We start from the raw sequence: 18,541 nt of genomic DNA on the forward strand, positions 1-18,541 counted from the left end.
GGGGATCAGGCCCGGCGGTGCACCAGCCGGCCCGCAACGACCGTGGCCAGGCAGGAGCCGTCCTCGGCGAAGACCGCCAGGTCGGCGCGACCGCTCAGGATCAGCTCCGTGGGACGTCCCCGTTCGAGGATCGCGACGTCGTTGCGGACGGCGGCGGCGCGCAGGCCCGGGTCGGCCACGTGGGCGGCGAGCACCGCGCCGGCGCCGAGCCGGAACAGGGCGTGCACCCGCTCGCGCGGGGTGGGCGCCGGGGGCAGCGGTCCGTCGTGCAGGAGCGCCGGCCCGAGGGTGCCGGCCCACCGCCGCACCCGCACCCCGGGGTACGCCTCCGTCAGCTCGTCCGCCGTGCCGATCGCGCCGATCCGGTCGCCGACGACGAGGACCGCCCCGTCCGGTGTCGGCTCGTCGAGGGAGGTCGGTCGCAGGAAAGGAGCGGCGTGGATGGTTCGCACGGTCAGTCCGTGACCGGGCCGAGCAGCGGACGCTTGGCGGTGACGGTGTCGCCGGAGGAGCGACCGGTCAGCCGGCGCTTGATCCACGGGGCGAGGTGCTGCCCGGCCCAGCGCAGGTCGGCGGCGCGGGCGGCCAGCCAGGGGGTCGGCGCCGGCCGCTCGGGGACCAGCAGCCACTCCTCGTCGCAGCCCACCCCGAGCGCGGTCAGCACCTGGCCGGCGACCCGGCGGTGCCCGGCGGCCGACAGGTGCAGCCGGTCGGTGCTCCAGAGCATCGGATTCAGCCGGAACGTGTCGTCGGCGTACAGGTCGACCAGGATGGCGCCGTGCCGCTCGGCGGTCTCCCCGACGGACCGGTTGAGCAGCTCGATCCGGGGGGCGACGAGGCGCTGGCCGGGCAGCCGGGCCATCACGTCGGCGAACCGGAAGAGGATCACGTCGGCGCCGCCGGAGCGCAGCTCGCGAACCACGTCGTCGAAGCGGGCGACCAGCGCGTGCGGGTCGAAGTTGCGGCGCAGCACGTCGTTGCCGCCGGCGGCGAAGCTGATCAGGTCAGGCTTCATCGCCAGCGCGGATGGCACCTGCTCCTGGACCACGCTCGGGAAGAGGCGTCCCCGGATCGCCAGGTTCGCGTACCCGAAATCAGGGCCGGCCTCGGCAGCCAGCCGGGTCGCGACCAGGTCGGCCCAGCCCCGGTAGGTGCCGTCCGGGTACGCGTCGTCCATGCCCTCGGTGAAGCTGTCCCCCACCGCCACGAAGCTGCGCCAGCGCACGCCGCCTCCCTCAGTCGTTGCCTGCGGCGACCAGTCTGGCATCGACCGGGCAGGTGCGGCGTGCCGGCCGCGCCCGGACGTGGCGCTGCCCACGCCTCCACCCGCCCGCACGGGACAGAAAACGGGCGGGTGGGCAGAAATAATGACGCGATTCGATCGGGGCGGTGCCGGTGTGGACGCTGCCGCCGATCTCCACGGACACGAGCGAGGACGCCATCATGACCGAGGGACGACCCTCCGTTCCCCCGCCCCCGCCGGGGCCCCCCGGGCCGTGCGGCGTGCCCGTCCCCCCTCCGGCGGGGTCGTACGGTCCGCCGCAGGGCGCGCCCGGTCCGTACGGGCCGCCACCGTACCCACCGCCGGGGCCGTACGGTCCACCTCCGGTGCCGCCCCGGAAGTCCCGGCGCGCGCTGTGGATCGTGCTCAGCTCGGTGGTGCTGGCGCTGTCGCTGTGCGCCGGATCGGTGCTCGTGCTCAAGTCGTACCTCGACCGGCAGAACGCGGCGTCGGCCGACGCGCTCGACGACAAGTACAACCCGATCAGGCCGGAGAAGATCGAAGCGCTGCTGGCCGAGCACACCAGGGCGCTCACGGGGCGGGACGAGAAGGCGTTCGTGGCGCCGTTCGACCCGACGACGAAGGGTCTGGTGGCGGGGCAGACCAGCCTGTTCCGGAACCTCAGCAAGCTGCCGCTGGCCGACGTCCGGTACCGGTACCTGACGAAGGGCGACTTCCGCCCGGTCGGTGGCGGATACGAGGTCGACGTGACGGTGGCGTTCGTGCACCGGTTCGACGGGTTCGACCTCAACCCGGTCGAGGAGTGGTACCAGTGGACGATCGTCCAGCCCGACAAGGCGGCCCCGCTGAAGGTCACCAGGGCCGGTGGCCGACCTGAGGAGCGCAAGCGAGACTCGATCACCCACTATCCGGCGCCTTGGGACAAGTGGCGGAGCATCCACGTCGAGCGCACCCCGCACGCCCTGCTGATCGTCGATGGGTCGTTGCGCGCGGAGGCGCAGCGATACGCTCCCGTCGCCGAGCAGGCAGCGACCGCGGACCTGGCAGCCTGGCGGGACGGCGGGGTGACGGCCAAGGCGCCGCCCGGCTTCGTCATCTCCCTGGTCAAGGGCAAGAAGGAGCTGGGTTCCCTCTACCGGACCACGAAGGAGACCCCCAAGGAGTCCGGGATCGCGATCCCGGTGCCGCCCGAGGGCGTGCTCGACGGCGACGACGACGCGGGGCGCCCCGAGGTCGGAGCCACCCGCGTGGTGATCGACGTCGCCGACAGGTACCACTTCGTCAACGGCACCCGAAGCCGGCAGCTGGAGATCTTCCGGCACGAGATCGGCCATGCCGTGGTCGGCACCCTCACCGCCCGCCGCCCCGGCAAGTACCTCCTCGGCGAACGGGAGAAGTGGGTGGTCGAGGGGTTCGCGGAGTACCTCGGCCACGATCGGAAGCCCTGGACGACCAGCGAGCGTACGACCGAGGCGCGGGCGGTGACCCGGGAGATCGGCTACCCGTACTCGCTGCCGGGTAGCAAGACCTGGGACCTGGAAGGCCGGGTCATCTACCACTACTGGCTGGGACATTCGGCGATCGGCTACATCGTCGAGAAGTACGGGGAACAGAAGATGTTCCAGTTCGTGACCGAGCACTACCGCAGCAAGGAGATCGACGAGGTGACCCGGGAGGTGCTCGGCGTCTCGTACGAGGAGTTCGAGAAGGCGTGGCTCGCGTACCTCAAGGCGAAGATGCGCTGAGCGCGGCGTGGCGGGGTCACCGGACGGTGGCCCCGCCGGCACGCTCGCACGGATTGGCCTGGCTCTCAGGCCCACCGGGGGCGCATCGACTGCTCACCGCGCAGGTGCGGCGCGGTGATTCGTTCGCGTCATCAAGTTGGTAGCGCCCGAACCAGCACCTCGCCCGCCGGAATAGGATCGCCCATCCCGCGCCACCGGCCGTACGCTGCGCTGATGTTGCTTCGTACGTCGACGACGCTGCTGCGGACCCTGCGCGAGGACCCGGCGGACGCGGAGGTGCCGAGCCATCGGCTCCTGCTGCGCGCCGGCTACATCCGTCGCGCCGCGCCGGGCGGGTACGCCTGGCTGCCGCTGGGCAAGCTGGTGCTGGACCGGGTGACCGAGATCGTCAGGCGGGAGATGACCGCCATCGGTGACCAGGAGGTGCACTTCCCGGCGCTGCTGCCGGCGGAGCCGTACCGAACCAGCGGGCGGTGGACGGAGTACGGCGACCTCCTCTTCACCCTGGCCGACCGGAAGGGCGCCGAGCACCTGCTCGCCCCGACCCACGAGGAGCTGGCCACCCTGCTGGTCAAGGACCTCTTCTCGTCGTACCGGGACTTCCCGGTGACGATCTTCCAGATCCAGACGAAGTTCCGGGACGAGGCCCGTCCCCGGGCCGGGCTGCTGCGCGGGCGGGAGTTCCTGATGAAGGACGCCTACTCGTTCGACCTGGATGAGGCGGGGCTGCAAGCGGCCTACGACCGGCACCGCGAGGCCTACGAAAAGATCTTCACGCGGCTGGGGCTGGACTACACGATCGTGTCCGCCATGTCCGGGGCGATGGGCGGCTCGGCGTCGGAGGAGTTCCTGGCCGCGACGCCGGTCGGGGAGGACACCTTCGTCGGCTGCACGGCCTGCGACTACGCGGCGAACACCGAGGCGGTGACCACCCGGGCCCCGGAGGCGACCGACCCGGACGTCCGGTCGGCGATGACGGTGCACGACACCCCGGAGACGCCGACCATCGCCGCCCTGGTGGAGCTGGCGAACACGCGAGGTCTCGCCGGCCGCCGCGACTGGACCGCCGCCGACACGCTGAAGAACGTGGTGCTGGCCGTCCGCCGGCCGGGCGCCGAGTCGGCGGACGTGCTGGTCATCGGCCTGCCCGGCGACCGGGAGGTGGACCTCAAGCGGGTCGAGGCGGCGCTCGCCCCGGCGACCGTGGCGGTCTTCGACGACTGGGCCGCCCACCCCGAACTGGTCCGCGGGTACATCGGCCCGCAGCTCCTGGCGAAGCTGGGCGTCCGCTACCTGGTCGACCCCCGGGTGGTCACCGGCACCGCCTGGCTGACCGGCGCCAACGAGCCGGGCCGGCACGCCACCGACGTGGTCTGCGGGCGGGACTTCACCCCCGACGGGACGATCGAGGCGGCCGAGGTGCGCCCGGGTGACCCCTGCCCGGCCTGCGGCACGGGTGAACTGACCATGCGCCGGGGCATCGAGATCGGGCACATCTTCCAGCTCGGCCGCCGCTACACCGACGCGTTCGCCCTGGACGTGCTGGGTGCGGCGGGCAAGCCGGTCCGGCCGACCATGGGCTGCTACGGCATCGGCGTCTCCCGGGCCGTCGCCGCGATCGCCGAACAGCACCACGACGAGCGGGGTCTGGTCTGGCCGGCGGCGGTCGCGCCGTGCGACGTACACCTGGTGGCGGCCGGGAAGGGGCCGCAGGTGGACGCGGCGCTCGACCTCGGCGGACGCCTCTCCGCCGCCGGCCTGCGGGTGCTGGTCGACGACCGGACCACCGTCTCCGTCGGGGTGAAGTTCACCGACGCCGAGCTGATCGGTATCCCGCGCGCCGTCGTGGTCGGCCGCCGTCTCGCCGAGGGGTACGTCGAGCTGCGCGACCGGGCCACCGGCGAGCGGGCCGAGGTGCCGCTGGACGGGCTGGTCGAGCGGCTGGTGGACGAGGTGCGCCGGACGCGCGGGGACATGGTGTAGCGCTGGCGTCACGGGGTATCGCTCTCGAATCGGCTTATGCGCATTTCGGAGGCTCTCATGACCGGTTACCGGGTCAGCGACGTGATGACCAAGCAGGTGGTCTACCTGTCCTCGGAGACCACTCTGGACGAGGCGGCCAGGGTGATGAAGGAGGCGGACATCGGCGACGTGGTGGTGACCGACGGTGCGAGCCTGGCCGGGCTGCTGACCGACCGGGACATCGTGGTCCGGGCGGTGGCCGAACGGGCCGACCCCTCGAAGACCACCATCGGCTCGATCATCACCCGTGAGGTGGTCATGATCGAGCAGCACTCCACGGCCGGGGAGGCGGTCTCGCTGATGCGGGAGCGCAACATCCGGCGGGTGCTGGTCTGCGACAGCGAGCGGAAGCTGGTCGGCATCGTGTCCCTGGGCGACCTGGCGATGCAGCTCGACCCCACCTCGGCGCTGGCCGACATCAGCGAGGCCACCCCGACCACCTGACCGGGTGTCCGCCCGGTGCCCCGGCGACCCGGGGGCACCGGGCGGCCGGCGGTAGCCTGGCGGGATGCCCGAGATGCCGACGAAGCTGGCCGAGATCGTCGAGGAGTTCGCCGCCGCGCCGAAGGACCTGGTGCTGGAGTTGCTGCTCGAATACGCCGACGTCATCCCGCCCCTGCCCGCCGGCACCGACCGGGACGAGCTGGAGCAGGTCCCGGAGTGCCAGACCGCCTTCTTCCTGCGCGCCCGGGTCAACCCGGACCGGACGGTGAGCACCGTCTTCGACTGCCCGCCGGAGGCGCCGACCACCCGCGCCTTCGCCGGCATCCTCGCCGAGGGGCTGGCCGGGGCGAGCGCCGACGAGGTGCTGGCCGTGCCGGACGACCTCTACCAGCGGATGGGGTTGTCGCAGGCGATCAGCCCGCTGCGGGTCCGCGGCGGCACGGCCATCCTCGGCCGGCTGAAGCGGCAGGTCCGGGAACAACTCGGCTGAGCCGGGGGTTGTTCCCTCTCATGGAGATCGAGATCTACGCCGACGTCGTCTGCCCGTGGTGCTACATCGGCAAGCGCCGGCTGGAGCAGGCGCTGGAGTCGTACGGCGGCGACGTGACGATCCGGTACCGGCCGTTCCAGCTCGACCCGTCGCCGGTCACCGACCCGAAGCCGCTGGTCGACGCGCTGGCCGCCAAGTTCGGCGGCCGGGAACGGGCCGAGCAGATGTTCGCCCAGGTGACCGAGGTGGCCGCCGGGGTCGGGCTGAAGCTGGACTTCGACCGCGCGGTGAGCGCCAACACCTTCGAGGCGCACCGGCTGGTCCGATTCGCCGAGGAGCGCGGCCGGGGCGGCGAGACGGTCGAGGCGCTCTACCGGGCGTACTTCACCGACGGGGTCGACGTCGGCTCCCGTGACGCGCTGGTGAAGATCGCCGCCGAGGTCGGCCTGGACGAGGCGGAGACCCGCGAGTACCTGGAGTCGAACCTCGGCCGCCGCGAGGTCGCCGCCGACCTGTCCACCGCCCACCAGCTCGGGGTGACCAGCGTGCCGACGTTCGTGCTCGCCGGCAAGTACGGCGTCACCGGCGCGCAGGAGCCCGAGACGCTGCTCGCCGCGCTGCGCGAGGTGGAGCACCGGGAGTCGGCCGCCTGACCCGGTATCGACACCGGCGATGTTTCACGTGCAACGAGATCGACGCTCGTGACGAGCTAGGCCGGCCTGGCCAGCCCGTCGACCACCCGCGCGCCGGGCAGCGCGCCCAGCGCCGGCCCGGGAATGGCGATCTTGCTGTGCCGCACGCCCGATCCGATGATCACGTGCGGCGCGGCGATCACCCGCGCGTCGACCAGGATCGGCCAGGACTCCGGCAGCCCGATCGGGGTGATCCCGCCGTACTCCATACCGGTCAGCTCGACCGCCTCGGCCATCGGCGCGAAGCTCGCCTTGCGGACGTCCAGCGCCCGCCGGACCACCCCGTTGACGTCGGCCCGGGTGGTGGCGAGCAGCACACAGGCGGCGTACCGGATCTCGCCCTCCCGCTTGCCGGCCACCACCACGCAGTTCGCCGACACGTCGAGGCCCACCTCGTACGCGGCACAGAAGGCGGCCGTGTCGGCGAGGTCAGCGTCGATCGGGGCGACCAGCACGTCGTCGACGTCCACCGGCGCCTCGGCCGACCACTGTTCCAGCGCCGCGGCGACCGGCGGCGCCAGCAGGTCCAGGCGAGCACGGGCCGGTTCGGTCTTCAGCGTCCCCATCACGGGTGCGATCCTCGCACCCGTCGCGCCGTTCCGCCCGGTGGGCGGCGGTCCCGGCACGCCTGCCCCCGGCCGTACCCGCCCACGGAGGGGGGTCAGTTGCCGCCGAGGAAGGCGTTCTGCTGCATGAACGCCTGGTCGTCGGCCGAGGCGGACCGCGCGGACCGCAGCGCCTGGGGGCGGCGGTCCTCCAGGTCCTCCATCCCGTGCCGGACGGCGACCCGGATCACCCCGTAGAGGAAGACGAACCCGAACACGTACAGGACCACGGTGGCGATGAGCGTGAGCATGGCGTCACCGTAAGACGAACGTGAACCGGGAGAAGTCTCATCTCCGGCCGGATCCCCCGTACGTGTCGGCCAGGTGGTCGGCCCAGGTCCGCTTCCCGGTGGGGGTGGCGGTGGTGGTCAGTCCACCGGAGCGCAGCGCCCGCCCCAGCCCGCCGGGAAACCGCACCGGCAGCAGCGGCCGGAATCCGGGCCGGGCTGCCCGCCAGGCGCGTACCGCCTCGTCGAAGCGGAGCACCTGCGGCCCGCCGTACTCCTCGATCCCGTTCAGCGGTCCGGCGGTGAGCCGCTCGGCGAGCCGGCCGGCGACCTCGTGCTGGTCGACCGGCTGGGCCAGCACCGCCGGATCGCCGACGACCGGGCCGAGCCGCCCCGAGGTGCGCAGCAGCCGGTCGAGGAAGACCGGGAACTGGGTGGCCCGCAACACCGTCCACGGCACCGGGCCGGTGGCCACCACGTGCTCCGCGGCCAGCTTGTGCCGGTAGTAGGACAGCGGCACCCGGTCGACGCCGACGATCGAGACGTAGAGCAGATGACCCACGCCGGCCCGGCCGGCAGCCACCGCCAGCTCCCGGGTACCGAGCACGTCCACCCGATGGGTACGCCCACCGCCGCCCGGCAGCGACGCCAAATGCAGCACCGCGTCCACGCCGGCCACCGCCTCGGCCAACCCCGTCGCGGTCTCCAGATCGGCGACCACCCAGTCCGCCCCCGGGTCGTGCCGGGGCCGGCGGCTCATCGCCCGGACCTCGAAACCGTCCGCGCGCAGCCGGGGCAGCACCGCCCGACCCAACGTGCCGCCCGCGCCCGTCACCAGAACCTTCATCAGCAACCCTCCCTGTCACCGGCACGACGAGGTGGCCGGGCCGGTGGTGACCGCGCACTCGACAGGTCACCGTCACCAGGATGAGGAAGACGACCAGGATCCGGAGTCGATAACGGCGGACGACCGGCTGGCTCAGCGCGCGGCGGGCGCCGACACCACCCGACCGGCGAGCAGGGCACCGAGCAGGGCGCAACCCACCGCCACCGCGAGGGTCCCCGCATAGCTCGCCGGTCCCGGCGTCGCACCGGCGGCGAGCACCGCGCCGGTCAGCGCCAACGCGGTGGCGGTGAAGAGCGCGTCGCCCAGCTGCAACGACGAGCTGTTCCGCCCCTGTTCGGCAGGGGCCGACAGGGCCAGGGTCAGCACCGACAGCGAGGGGAAGAGCAGACCCATCCCGGCCCCCGCCAGCGCCCACCCGCACACACCCAGCGCCACCGGCACGACCGGCGCGACCGTCAGCGCGACGGTGGCCGTCCCGGCGGTGATGCAGACGAAGCCGAGGCGGGGCAGCGTCGCCGACGAGCGGGGCGCGGGCAGCCGCCCCTGCACCCAGGAACCGGCCGACCAGGCCAGCGCGCCGACGGTCAGCACCAGGCCGGCGGCGGTCGGCGAGAAGCCCCGCTCCCGGGAGAGCATCAGCGGGATCACCACCTCCGCCCCGGCGAACGACGCCGCACCCAGCCCGCGCAGGCTGATCACCGTCGGCAGGCCCCGCGCCGCGCGGAGGAAACCGGCCGGCAGCAGTCGCGGCGCACACCAGCCCAGGCCGGCCAGCCCCACCACCACCAGCAGCACGCCGGACGCGCCGCGCTGCTGCCCCCCGTAGTGCAGCAGCGCGGCGCTCGCCCCCGCCCCGGCGGCCCAACCGACCCGGGCGAGCGCCCCCGCCGGCGGCCGCACGACGGCCGGCGCGTCGAGGGTGCGCAGGCCGGACTCCACCAGCAGCACCGCCGGCACGGCCACCACCGGCACCACCAGGAAGACCCAGCGCCAGCCCAGGTGCTCGACGATCAGCCCGGCCACCGCCGGACCGACCAGCGACGGTACGACCCACGCCGCCGCGAACGCGGCGAAGATCCGCCGCCGCAACTGCTCCGGGTACGCCCGCCCGACCACCACGTACAGCGCGACGATGAGCAGGCCGGATCCGAGGCCCTGCACCGCCCGCCCGACGACCAGCACCGCCATCGTGCCGGCGCTGCCCGCCAGCAGCAGCCCGACCACGAAGAGCACCACCCCGCCCCAGACCGGGGCGCGCGGCCCCCGGGAATCGCACCAGATTCCGGAGACCACCATGGCGAGCACGCTGGCGGCGAACGAGCCACCGAAGGCCAGCGCGTACAGGGAGAGACCGTCCAGGGCGCGGGCGACCGTGGGCATCGCGGTGCCCACCGCCAGCGCCTCGAAGGCGAGCAGGGAGACCAGCGCGACGCTGCCCACGGTCATCGCCCGCAGTCGCGGGTCGTACAGGCGGTCGGCGGGGGCGGCCGGGGCGGCGACGGCCGTCACCGGGGCACCCGTGGATCATTTCGCACGGACCCAGCCTGCTCCCTCAACCCGGGTTCAGGTCAACGGTGAGCCGCGTCTCGTCAGGCCGACTCGAGCGCCTCGCCGACCCCCTTCACCAGCCCCGACATGTGCTGATCGGAGAGCAGGTGACCAGCGGTGATGACCAGCGCCAGCGGCCACTCGATGACCTGGAGCGCGGCGAGCACGCCCAGCCCCGCGTAGTAGGCGACCTTGTCCGGCGGCGGCACCGCCATCTCGCCGAGCGTCGGGGTCTGCACCCGGTGGGCGTACGCGCGGACGGTCTCGTGGCCACCGCTGAGGTGTCGCGTGAGCGTGCTCATCCCGGCCTCCCCCGGTTTCGGTTCCCCGACCCGACCCGGATTCCACCGGTGTCGGGGTCCATGCCCCGCCAGCGGGGCGAACTTCTCCCACTCGCGGGGCATAACGGACGGTGCACCGGGAAGCCAGGCCGTCCCACGGAAGCGGGAGGCGAGATGGCGTACGGCAGGGGCGGGGTGGACGGCGGGAAGCAGGGCCGGCGGCCCGGCCGTACCGCTCGATGACGACACTGGGCCGGGTCGCCGGTCGCGTACTGCCGCCGCTGCCGGTGCCGGCGGTGCCGCCGCTGGTCGGCGGCGCCTCCCGTACCGTCGGCGCGGCCGCGTCGCGGCTGGCCCGCGCGGCCGGGCTGACCCGCCGCCGGGTCTGGTCCCGCCACGGCCGGCACCACATCGAGGTGCACGGCGTCTGCCAGGACGGCGGCGACCGGCTGGCCCGCCAGGTCGAGGCGGCGCTGGAGCGGCTGCCCGGGGTGGCCTGGGCCCGGGTGAACGCCCCGTCCGGCCGGGTGGTGGTGGCCGTCGAGGAGCCGAAGCCGAAGCTGCGCGACCTCATCGCCACGGTGGCCCGCACCGAACGGGTCTGCCCGCACGAACCCGACCCGGAGATCCCCCCGCCGCACCCGCCCGAGGAGGGTCCGCGCACCCCGCGCACGCTCGGCGCGCTCGCCTCCGACGCGCTCGGCCTGACCATCTCCGCGGCCACCCGGATCCTGCCGTTCACCCCGGTCCCCGGCGAGGTGGCCGGCCTGCTCGGCGCCATCGACCTGCACCCGAAACTGCACGCCCTCGCCGGCCGGGGCCTGCGCGCCGATCCGCGTGCCGAGGTGCTCTTCCCGCTCGCCGAGGCGGTCGTCCAGGGCCTCACCGGCGGCTGGGCCGGGATCGTGCTCGACGGCGCACAGCGGCTCGTCCAGTGGGGTGAGGCGCGGGCACAGCTCGCCACCTGGGAGAAGGCCGAGCCCCGGCTCACCGGGGACCCGGACCGGGCGGTGGCCCGCACGCTTGACGGGGAGCGTCCCCGACCGATGCCGGACGGCCCGATCGAGCGGTACATCTCCTCGATGCTGGCCACCGGCGCGCTGGCCGGTGCGGCGGCGCTGCCGTTCGCCGGCCGTAAGCGGGCCGCCGCGCTGGCCCTGTCATCGCTGCCCAAGGCCCCGGGCAGCGGCCGCGAGGGGTACGCCGCCCAGCTCGGCCGGATGCTCGCCCGGCGCGGAGTGATCGCCATGGACCGCAAGGTGCTGCGCGAACTCGACCGGATCGACACCGTGGTGCTGGACGCCGCCGTGCTCGGCTCGGCCCGCGGCGTGCTCGCCGACCTGGCGCCGCTCGCCGACGCGGAGACCGGGGAGGTGGCCGGCCGGGCCTTCGCGCTCTTCGACCCAACCAACCCGGAGGGCACCCGGGAGGCCGACGGCTGGCAACTCGGGCCGCTGGACGGGCTGGCCGCCGACGACCCCGGGGACACCCCGGACAGCCGCCGGCTGCGCGACGGCGGTGGGCCGCTGCTCGGCCTCGCCCACCAGGGCACCCTCGCCGCCGTCATCCGGGTCGAGCCGGAACCGGCACCCGGTGTCGACGCGCTGCCCGCCGCCGCCCGGTCCGCCGGGCTGCGCCTGGTGGTGGCCACCGACGACCCCCAGCGGTACGGCTTCGCCGACGCCGTCCTGCCCGGTGGCGACCAACTCGCCGACTCCGTCCGTACCCTGCAACGCGACGGCGCGGTGGTGCTGCTGGTCTCCGGGGATCGCCGGGGGATCGCCGCCGCCGACTGCGGCCTCGGCGTGGCCGGCCCGGAGGACCTGCCGCCGTGGGGCGCCCACCTGCTGGTCGGTACCGACCTGCGGATTCCGGCGCTGATCATCGAGGCGGCCGGGGTGGCCCAGCGGATGACCAGGCAGAACATCCGGCTGTCGATGGCCGGCACCGGCCTGGGCACGCTCGGCGCGTTCACCGCCGACCCCCACCTGCTGCCGGGGCGCACCCTCGCCGCGGTCAACGGCGCGGCCGCGGTGGCCTTCGGTAACGGGGTGTGGCAGGCCCACCGGCTGCCCGGCCCGACCGGCACGGCGCCCCCGACCACCACCGCCTGGCACCTGATGCCGGTCGACACGGTGCTCCGGCAGCTGGACAGCAGCCCGGAGGGACTCACCGACGCGGAGGCGCGCCGCCGGCACCGCGCCGGCCCGGACGGCGGGCCGGCGACCGGCGGGCTGCTCCGCGCCTTCGTCGACGAGCTGGCCAACCCGCTCACCCCGGTACTGGCCGCCGGGGCGGTGCTCTCCGCCGCGTTCGGGTCGCTGGTCGACGCCGCGCTGGTCGGCGGGGTGGTCGGCGGTTCGGCGCTGATCGGGGCGGTGCACCAGCGCAACACCGAACGGTCCCTGGCCGAGCTGCTCTCCCGCTCGGCGGTGACCGCCCGGATCCGCCGGGACGGCACCGAGCGGGTGGTCGCCGCCGAGGACCTGGTACCCGGGGACGTGGTCACCCTCGGCCCGGGGGACGCGGTGCCGGCCGACTGCCGGGTGCTGACCGCCGACGGCCTGGAGACGGACGAGTCGTCGCTGACCGGCGAATCGCTGCCGGTGGGCAAGAGCGACGAGCCGGTGGTGGCCAACGCCGTCGCTGACCGGCACTCGATGCTCTACGAGGGCACCACGATCGCCGCCGGGCACGGCACCGCCGTGGTGGTGGCCACCGGGGCGGACACCGAGAGCGGGCGCAGCCTGGCGATGGCGCGGCAGGCGCCGCCGGCCAGCGGGGTGGAAACCCGACTGGGCAGGCTGACCAGCGCCGCGCTCCCGATGGCGGCGAGCTCGGCGATCGCGGTGGCCGGGGCGGGGCTGCTGCGCGGCGTACCGCTGGCGGAGACGGCGGCGACCGCCGCGAACCTGGCGGTGGCGTCGGTGCCGGAGGGGCTGCCGTTCCTGGTCAGCGCGGCCCAGCTGGCGGCGGCCCGGCGGCTGGCCGAGCACGGCGCCCTGGTCCGCAACCCGCGCACCATCGAGGCGCTGGGCCGGGTCGACGTGCTCTGTTTCGACAAGACCGGCACCCTCACCGAGGGCAGGCTGCTGCTCGCCGGGGTCGGCTACGACGGCCGGTACGCCCCGGTCGACGAGCTCGACGACACCCTGCGGCTGACCCTGGCGGCCGCGCTGCGGGCCACCCCGGCGGCGGACGACCCGGAGCAGCTGCCGCAGCACACCGACCGGGCGGTCCGGTACGGCTCCCGCGACGCGGGGGTGACCGAGCAGACCGGCGCGGACGGCTGGGAGGCGGTGGGCGGGCTGCCGTTCGAGCCGTCCCGCGGTTACCTCGCCACGGTCGGGCGGACCGGGGGGCGGCTGCTGCTCAGCGTGAAGGGGGCGCCGGAGACGGTGCTGCCCCGCTGCGCGGCGTGGCGTACCCCGGGCGGCCGGGACGAGCACCTGGACGGCGAGGGGCGGGACAGGCTGCACGCGATGCTCGCCGACCGGGCCGGTGCCGGGCACCGCGTGCTCGCCGTCGCCGAATGTCGGGTCGACACCTCGACGGTGACCGACGACGAGGTACGCGACCTGGTCTTCGTCGGCTTCGTCGCGCTCGCCGACGGGGTACGCGAGAGCGCCGCCCCCGCGGTCCGCCGGATCCGGCAGGCCGGCGTGCATACCATCATGATCACCGGTGACCACCCGGCCACCGCCGAGGCGATCGCGTCGATCATCAGCCCGGACCACGAGGAGCAGCGGGTCGCCACCGGCGTCGAACTCGACGAGCTGGACGACGACGCGCTCGGGGAGCGGCTGGCCCGCACCGACGTGGTGGCCCGGTGCACCCCGACGCACAAGGTCCGGATCATCCAGGCGTTGCAGAAGTGCGGCCGTACCGTGGCGATGACCGGGGACGGCGCGAACGACGCGCCGGCGATCCGGCTGGCCGATGTGGGTATCGCGCTGGGTCAGCGGGGCACTCCGGCGGCGCGGGCCGCCGCCGACCTGGTGGTCACCGACGACCGGCTGGAGACCATCATCGCCACCCTGGTCGAGGGGCGGGCGATGTGGTCCTCGGTTCGCCACGCGCTGAGCATCCTGGTCGGCGGCAACCTGGGCGAGATCGCGTTCAGCGTGCTCACCGCCGCCAGCACCGGCCGGTCGGCGCTGACCGGGCGGCAACTGCTCCTGGTCAACCTGCTCACCGACCTGGCGCCGGCGCTGGCCATCGCGGTCCGGCCGCCCGCCGCGGACCGCGCCGACGGGCTGCTGCGGGAGGGGCCGGACACCTCGCTGGGCGAGACGATGACCCGGGAGATCGGTCTGCGGGCGGCGGCCACCACGCTGGGCGCGACGGCCGGCTGGACGTTGGCCCGGTACACCGGTCGCCGGCGGCGGGCCGGCACGGTGGCGCTGGTGTCCCTGGTGGGCACCCAGCTCGGTCAGACCGTCCTGGCCGGTGGCACCAGCCCGATGGTGCTCGCCTCCACCGCTGTCTCGCTGGGCGTGCTGGCCGGGGTGGTGCAGACGCCGGGGGTGAGCCAGTTCTTCGGCTGCACCCCGCTGGGGCCGGTCGGTTGGAGCATTGCCGCCGGTTCCGCGCTGGGCGCCACCTTCGCCAACGGCGCGCTCAGCCGGCTGGTCGAGCGCCTCCCCCCGCCGCCGGGTTCGCCCGCCGGGTCGGGGGTACGGAGCGGGGATGGGGACGGAACAGGCTGAGGTGACGTTCGTCGGCACCGCCTCTGACACCCGGATGCGCCGATCGCCGCCTCCCGGCCGGAGCCGAGGGCGGCGATCAGGGATGGTGGCGGTCAGGAGCGTTCGGAGATCGCCTCGATCAGGTCGCCCACCGGGCGCTCCGGCAGGGATCGGGCCACGTCGGCCACGGCCACGATCCCGACGAGCTCGTGCCCGTCGATCACCGGCAGCCGGCGTACCTTGTGCTTGCCCATGGTGCGCAGGATCTCCGCGGCGTCGTCGTCGGCGCCGATGGTGACGGCCTCGCCCTGAGCCAGCTCGCCGGCGGTCACGTTGGCCGGGTCCTTGCCCTGGGCGAGGACCTTCACCACGATGTCCCGGTCGGTCAGCATGCCCTTCAGGCGGTTGTCGTCGCCGCAGATCGGCAGGGAACCTACGCCCAGGTCGGCCATCCGCTTCGCGGCGGCCCGGAGATCGTCCTGTTCGCGGACGCAGGTCACGTCGCTGGTCATGATTTCGCGTGCGGTCGGCATGATGTGCCACCTCGCTTTCCGGGGTCGTTGCTTCCGGGGGTCGTTGTCTGAATTCGTACCCTCGGTCCGGGTGACCATGCACGCGACCTCGACCGGCCGCCGGTACCCGGGTGGCGGCGGTATGGACGGCAACGGCCCGGGTATCCGCCGCCGGGAGGTGACGACATGTCGTTCGTCCAGGTGATCGAGTACGACACGGACCGGCCCGACGAGGTGCGGGCGCTGAGCGAGGAGTGGGGACAGCAGCAGCTGTCGAACGCCCCGGCGCGGATGACCGTCGCGGAGAACCGGGAGCGGCCCGGCCACTTCGTCATGGTCGCCGAGTTCGACAGTTACGAGCAGGCGATGGCGCACAGCGGCCAGCCGGAGACCGGCACGTACGCCGAGCGGATGCGGCGATTGGCGAAGGCGGAGCCCCGCTTCGTCAACCTCGACGTCACGCACCAGGAGGCATAGCACCGCTCCCCGGTGTCGGTTCCGCACACGGGGTACCAGGTGACGGTGGCGCGGCGCGGCACAGTTGACCGTGCCGCGCGCCGTCGCGGGGCGCGTCGTGGGGTGTAGCGGTGGCCGCGACTGGAGAAACTGACCGCGTGTTGAAACGTGTGCTCGGTGGCCGCTACCGGTCCGAGGAACTGCTCGGCAGCGGTGGGATGGGCGAAATCTGGCGGGGCCGCGACCTGCGACTGGACCGACCGGTGGCGATCAAGGTGCTCTCCGCCGCCGGCCTGAGGGAGCCGCTGGCCGCCGAACGGTTCGACCGCGAGGCGCGTGCGGCGGCCCGGCTGAGCCATCCCCACATCGTCGCGGTCTACGACTTCGGCAGCGAGGAGGACGACTCCTACCTGGTCATGGAACTGGTGGAGGGACGGACCGTGTCGGCGCTCATCGCCGACGGACCGCTCCCCGTGGAGCAGGCCATCGCGATCGCCGTGCAGGCCGCCGACGGGATCGCCGCGGCGCACGCGGCCGGCGTGGTGCACCGGGACGTGAAACCGGGGAACCTGATCGTCACCCCGTCCGGCACCGTGAAGATCTGCGACTTCGGCATCGCCCGGCTGGCGGTGGCCGCGGGGCACGCCACCCTGACCGGTCCGGCGACCAAGCTGGGCACCAGCTCCTACATGGCGCCCGAACAGGCGCTCGGGCTGCCGGTCGACAACCGATCCGATCTGTACGGTCTGGGCTGCACCCTCTACGCCATGCTGGCCGGCACGCCGCCGTTCACGGGTGATCCGTTGAGCGTCCTGCACCAGCACGTCAACGACCCGCCCCCGCCGCTGAGCGAACGCCGCTCGGGCCTCCCCGCCGCGCTGGACGCCCTGGTGGCGGAGCTGCTCGCCAAGGACCCGGCCGCCCGGCCGGCCGACGCCGGGGAGGTCCGTGACCGCCTCGCGGCCCTGGGGACGTCCCCGGACGTCCTGCCGCCCTCCCTCCCGCCGCAGCGCTCCGACTCCGACCGGTCCGGTCCGAGCGCCCCGGTCGTGGCCATGGCGGTGCGGACAGACCCGGGCACCGGGGGACGACCGGTACGACGGCGACGCGCCCTGCTCCTCGTGACGGCCGGCGTCCTCGGCGTCGCGCTGGTCGCGCTGGTCGCCGCCGCGCTGCTACGCCCCGACACCGGCACGTCGGTCGCGCCGCCCACCGGCACGTCGGTGCCCGCCGACACGACGGCCGTACGGCCGAGCCCGGCGACCGTGGCCCCGACCACCCCGGTGGTCCGGACGGTCGAGCCGGCAGCCCCGGCGGCCCCGAGCACCCCGACCACCCCGACCACCCTGAAGACCAGCGAGGCGCCCAGCCCACCGGCCGTCTCGCGTACGCCGGCCCCGCCCGCCGACCCCGTCGTCGCGATGCGCCTATCGATCCAGGAACAGGTGGATAGCGGCCAGCTGAACCCGGACGCGGCCAAGGACCTGCACAGCAAGGTGGACGCGATCGCCAAGGAGATCGCCGAGGACGACCCGGAGCAGGCTGAGGAGCAGATCAAGAAGCTGCGCGACAAGCTCGCCGAGCTCCTCCGGGGCGGCAAGCTCAGCGCCGCCGGCTACGACGAGCTGACCGCCGGCGTCGACCGGATCGCCGCCGAGTTGTGAGAACGGGGGCCGCGGGCGTGCACCGGGTCGTCAGTGCCAGGTGGCGGCTGCCCGGCGCAGCCGGTCGTTGACGGCCCGCCCCACCCCCACCTCGGGGGCGGCCTCGGCGACGATCTCGGTCACCCCGGCCGCGTCGAGCCGGTGCAGGGCGTCGAAGAGCCGGGCGGCGGCCTCGGTGACGTCGCCGGCCGGGGAGAGCACCTCCACCGCGACGTACCCGTCGGCCGGAGGCTCCCGGAAGGCCAGGAACCCGCGCCGGGCGCCGTCGCCGGCCGCCGGCTCCACGGCGGTCACCAACCGCAGCGGGGTACGCGGCGCGTAGTGCGCGGCCAGCGTCCCCGGTGCCACCGGCTGCCCGGAGCTGCCCGGCCGTACGGTCACCGGCCCGACCGCCTCGACCAGTTCCTCGACGGCCAGCGCGCCGAGCCGCAGCACCACCGGCCGGTCACCGCGGGCGTCCACGATGGTCGACTCGATCCCGCACCGGGTCGGCCCGCCGTCCAGCACCACGTCGACGGCCGCGCCCAGCCCGCGCACCACGTGCTCGGCCCGGGTGGGGCTGAGCTGCCCGAACCGGTTGGCGCTGGGGGCGGCCACAGGCACCCCGGCGGCCCGGATCAGCGCCCGCGCGGACGCCTCGTCGGGCACCCGGACGGCCATCGTGTCCAACCCGGAGGTGACGATCGGCGGGATCTCGGCGGGCCGGTCCACGATGAGGGTGAGCGGGCCGGGCCAGAACCGGGCGGCCAGCGCGGCCACCGCCGGCGGCACCGGGCCGACGAGTTTCTCCAGGTCGGCGGCGTCGGCGAGGTGGCTGATCAGCGGGTCGAAGCTAGGCCGGGCCTTCGCCTCGAAGATCCGGGCGGCGGCCCGCGCGTCGAGGGCGTTCGCCCCGAGCCCGTAGACGGTCTCGGTGGGGAACGCGACCAGGCCGCCGGCGCGCAGCACGGCGGCGGCCTCGGCGACACCGCTGTCGGCGGGCAGGACGCGGGGAGTTCCGGTGCTCACGCCCCGACGCTAGCCTGCCGCCCGGCCGGGTGGTCCGGTCAGGGGCGAGGTGCCACCCCGTCGTTTGCC

General features: G+C 74.4%; 17 protein-coding genes. 8 read left to right on the forward strand and 9 right to left on the reverse strand.

The genetic code is table 11. From position 1 onward, the window contains the following. Positions 1 to 5: 5 nt before the first annotated feature. Positions 6 to 452, reverse strand: coding sequence for an imidazolonepropionase-like domain-containing protein (locus AC5RWQ_RS04485; protein WP_494281459.1), 447 nt, complete (start codon positions 450 to 452; stop codon positions 6 to 8). Positions 453 to 454: 2 nt separating this feature from the next. Then, a complete protein-coding gene (locus tag AC5RWQ_RS04490) occupies positions 455 to 1,225 on the reverse strand; it encodes an SGNH/GDSL hydrolase family protein (protein WP_494281460.1) in 771 nt (256 codons plus the stop codon). Positions 1,226 to 1,608: 383 nt separating this feature from the next. On the opposite strand from AC5RWQ_RS04490, the gene AC5RWQ_RS04495 reads away from it, so the two are divergent. The 5 genes from AC5RWQ_RS04495 to AC5RWQ_RS04515 all read left to right on the forward strand — a co-directional run bounded on the left by AC5RWQ_RS04495 (position 1,609) and on the right by AC5RWQ_RS04515 (position 6,597). After that, positions 1,609 to 2,988, forward strand: a complete 1,380-nt coding sequence (locus AC5RWQ_RS04495) for a hypothetical protein (protein WP_494281461.1) — start codon at positions 1,609 to 1,611, stop codon at positions 2,986 to 2,988. Between the two features lie 213 nt (positions 2,989 to 3,201). Next, positions 3,202 to 4,971, forward strand: a complete 1,770-nt coding sequence (locus AC5RWQ_RS04500; protein WP_494281462.1) for a proline--tRNA ligase — start codon at positions 3,202 to 3,204, stop codon at positions 4,969 to 4,971. Positions 4,972 to 5,028: 57 nt separating this feature from the next. After that, positions 5,029 to 5,454: a CBS domain-containing protein gene (locus AC5RWQ_RS04505; RefSeq protein ID WP_494281463.1), complete on the forward strand. Its 426-nt coding sequence runs from the start codon at positions 5,029 to 5,031 to the stop codon at positions 5,452 to 5,454. A 64-nt stretch (positions 5,455 to 5,518) separates the two neighbouring features. Beyond that, positions 5,519 to 5,944, forward strand: coding sequence for a SufE family protein (locus AC5RWQ_RS04510; protein WP_494281464.1), 426 nt, complete (start codon positions 5,519 to 5,521; stop codon positions 5,942 to 5,944). Between the two features lie 20 nt (positions 5,945 to 5,964). After that, on the forward strand, positions 5,965 to 6,597 hold the full coding sequence (locus AC5RWQ_RS04515) for a DsbA family oxidoreductase (protein ID WP_494281465.1): 633 nt from the start codon (positions 5,965 to 5,967) through the stop codon (positions 6,595 to 6,597). 56 nt (positions 6,598 to 6,653) lie between these two features. Here the strand turns inward: AC5RWQ_RS04515 and AC5RWQ_RS04520 are convergent, their stop codons facing one another. The 5 genes from AC5RWQ_RS04520 to AC5RWQ_RS04540 all read right to left on the reverse strand — a co-directional run bounded on the left by AC5RWQ_RS04520 (position 6,654) and on the right by AC5RWQ_RS04540 (position 10,165). Further along, positions 6,654 to 7,202 carry a YbaK/EbsC family protein gene (locus AC5RWQ_RS04520; protein ID WP_334491804.1) on the reverse strand — a complete coding sequence of 183 codons (549 nt, stop codon included), beginning with the start codon at positions 7,200 to 7,202 and terminating at the stop codon, positions 6,654 to 6,656. 95 nt (positions 7,203 to 7,297) lie between these two features. Next, positions 7,298 to 7,492 (reverse strand): hypothetical protein, encoded by a 195-nt coding sequence (locus AC5RWQ_RS04525; protein ID WP_494281466.1) that lies wholly within the window; start codon positions 7,490 to 7,492, stop codon positions 7,298 to 7,300. A 37-nt stretch (positions 7,493 to 7,529) separates the two neighbouring features. Beyond that, a complete protein-coding gene (locus AC5RWQ_RS04530) occupies positions 7,530 to 8,315 on the reverse strand; it encodes an SDR family oxidoreductase (RefSeq protein ID WP_494281467.1) in 786 nt (261 codons plus the stop codon). A 132-nt stretch (positions 8,316 to 8,447) separates the two neighbouring features. After that, positions 8,448 to 9,824 (reverse strand): MFS transporter, encoded by a 1,377-nt coding sequence (locus AC5RWQ_RS04535; protein WP_494281468.1) that lies wholly within the window; start codon positions 9,822 to 9,824, stop codon positions 8,448 to 8,450. An 80-nt stretch (positions 9,825 to 9,904) separates the two neighbouring features. Then, complete coding sequence (locus AC5RWQ_RS04540) at positions 9,905 to 10,165, reverse strand: hypothetical protein (protein ID WP_494281469.1); 261 nt, start codon at positions 10,163 to 10,165, stop codon at positions 9,905 to 9,907. A gap of 218 nt (positions 10,166 to 10,383) precedes the next feature. On the opposite strand from AC5RWQ_RS04540, the gene AC5RWQ_RS04545 reads away from it, so the two are divergent. Beyond that, positions 10,384 to 14,853, forward strand: a complete 4,470-nt coding sequence (locus AC5RWQ_RS04545) for a cation-translocating P-type ATPase (protein ID WP_494281470.1) — start codon at positions 10,384 to 10,386, stop codon at positions 14,851 to 14,853. Between the two features lie 92 nt (positions 14,854 to 14,945). Here the strand turns inward: AC5RWQ_RS04545 and AC5RWQ_RS04550 are convergent, their stop codons facing one another. Then, positions 14,946 to 15,365 carry a CBS domain-containing protein gene (locus AC5RWQ_RS04550; RefSeq protein WP_334491798.1) on the reverse strand — a complete coding sequence of 140 codons (420 nt, stop codon included), beginning with the start codon at positions 15,363 to 15,365 and terminating at the stop codon, positions 14,946 to 14,948. Between the two features lie 165 nt (positions 15,366 to 15,530). Here AC5RWQ_RS04550 and AC5RWQ_RS04555 point away from each other — a divergent pair, with 165 nt between their 5' ends. Beyond that, positions 15,531 to 15,821, forward strand: coding sequence for a hypothetical protein (locus tag AC5RWQ_RS04555; RefSeq protein WP_494281471.1), 291 nt, complete (start codon positions 15,531 to 15,533; stop codon positions 15,819 to 15,821). Positions 15,822 to 15,958: 137 nt separating this feature from the next. After that, entirely contained in the window at positions 15,959 to 17,464 is a 1,506-nt protein-coding gene (locus AC5RWQ_RS04560; protein ID WP_494281472.1) for a protein kinase domain-containing protein, read from the forward strand. 30 nt (positions 17,465 to 17,494) lie between these two features. Here the strand turns inward: AC5RWQ_RS04560 and AC5RWQ_RS04565 are convergent, their stop codons facing one another. Next, positions 17,495 to 18,448 (reverse strand): L-threonylcarbamoyladenylate synthase, encoded by a 954-nt coding sequence (locus AC5RWQ_RS04565; RefSeq protein WP_494281626.1) that lies wholly within the window; start codon positions 18,446 to 18,448, stop codon positions 17,495 to 17,497. Positions 18,449 to 18,541 lie beyond the last annotated feature (93 nt).

Source organism: Micromonospora sp. BS32 (genome assembly GCF_059089345.1).

Coding starts and splice junctions, on each gene's coding strand:
- AC5RWQ_RS04500 (WP_494281462.1), top strand. CDS start 3,202: ATGTTGCTTCGTACGTCGACGACGCTGCTGCGGACCCTGCGCGAGGAC.
- AC5RWQ_RS04505 (WP_494281463.1), top strand. CDS start 5,029: ATGACCGGTTACCGGGTCAGCGACGTGATGACCAAGCAGGTGGTCTAC.
- AC5RWQ_RS04510 (WP_494281464.1), top strand. CDS start 5,519: ATGCCCGAGATGCCGACGAAGCTGGCCGAGATCGTCGAGGAGTTCGCC.
- AC5RWQ_RS04515 (WP_494281465.1), top strand. CDS start 5,965: ATGGAGATCGAGATCTACGCCGACGTCGTCTGCCCGTGGTGCTACATC.
- AC5RWQ_RS04520 (WP_334491804.1), bottom strand. CDS start 7,202: ATGGGGACGCTGAAGACCGAACCGGCCCGTGCTCGCCTGGACCTGCTG.
- AC5RWQ_RS04525 (WP_494281466.1), bottom strand. CDS start 7,492: ATGCTCACGCTCATCGCCACCGTGGTCCTGTACGTGTTCGGGTTCGTC.
- AC5RWQ_RS04530 (WP_494281467.1), bottom strand. CDS start 8,315: ATGAAGGTTCTGGTGACGGGCGCGGGCGGCACGTTGGGTCGGGCGGTG.
- AC5RWQ_RS04540 (WP_494281469.1), bottom strand. CDS start 10,165: ATGAGCACGCTCACGCGACACCTCAGCGGTGGCCACGAGACCGTCCGC.
- AC5RWQ_RS04545 (WP_494281470.1), top strand. CDS start 10,384: ATGACGACACTGGGCCGGGTCGCCGGTCGCGTACTGCCGCCGCTGCCG.
- AC5RWQ_RS04550 (WP_334491798.1), bottom strand. CDS start 15,365: ATGCCGACCGCACGCGAAATCATGACCAGCGACGTGACCTGCGTCCGC.
- AC5RWQ_RS04555 (WP_494281471.1), top strand. CDS start 15,531: ATGTCGTTCGTCCAGGTGATCGAGTACGACACGGACCGGCCCGACGAG.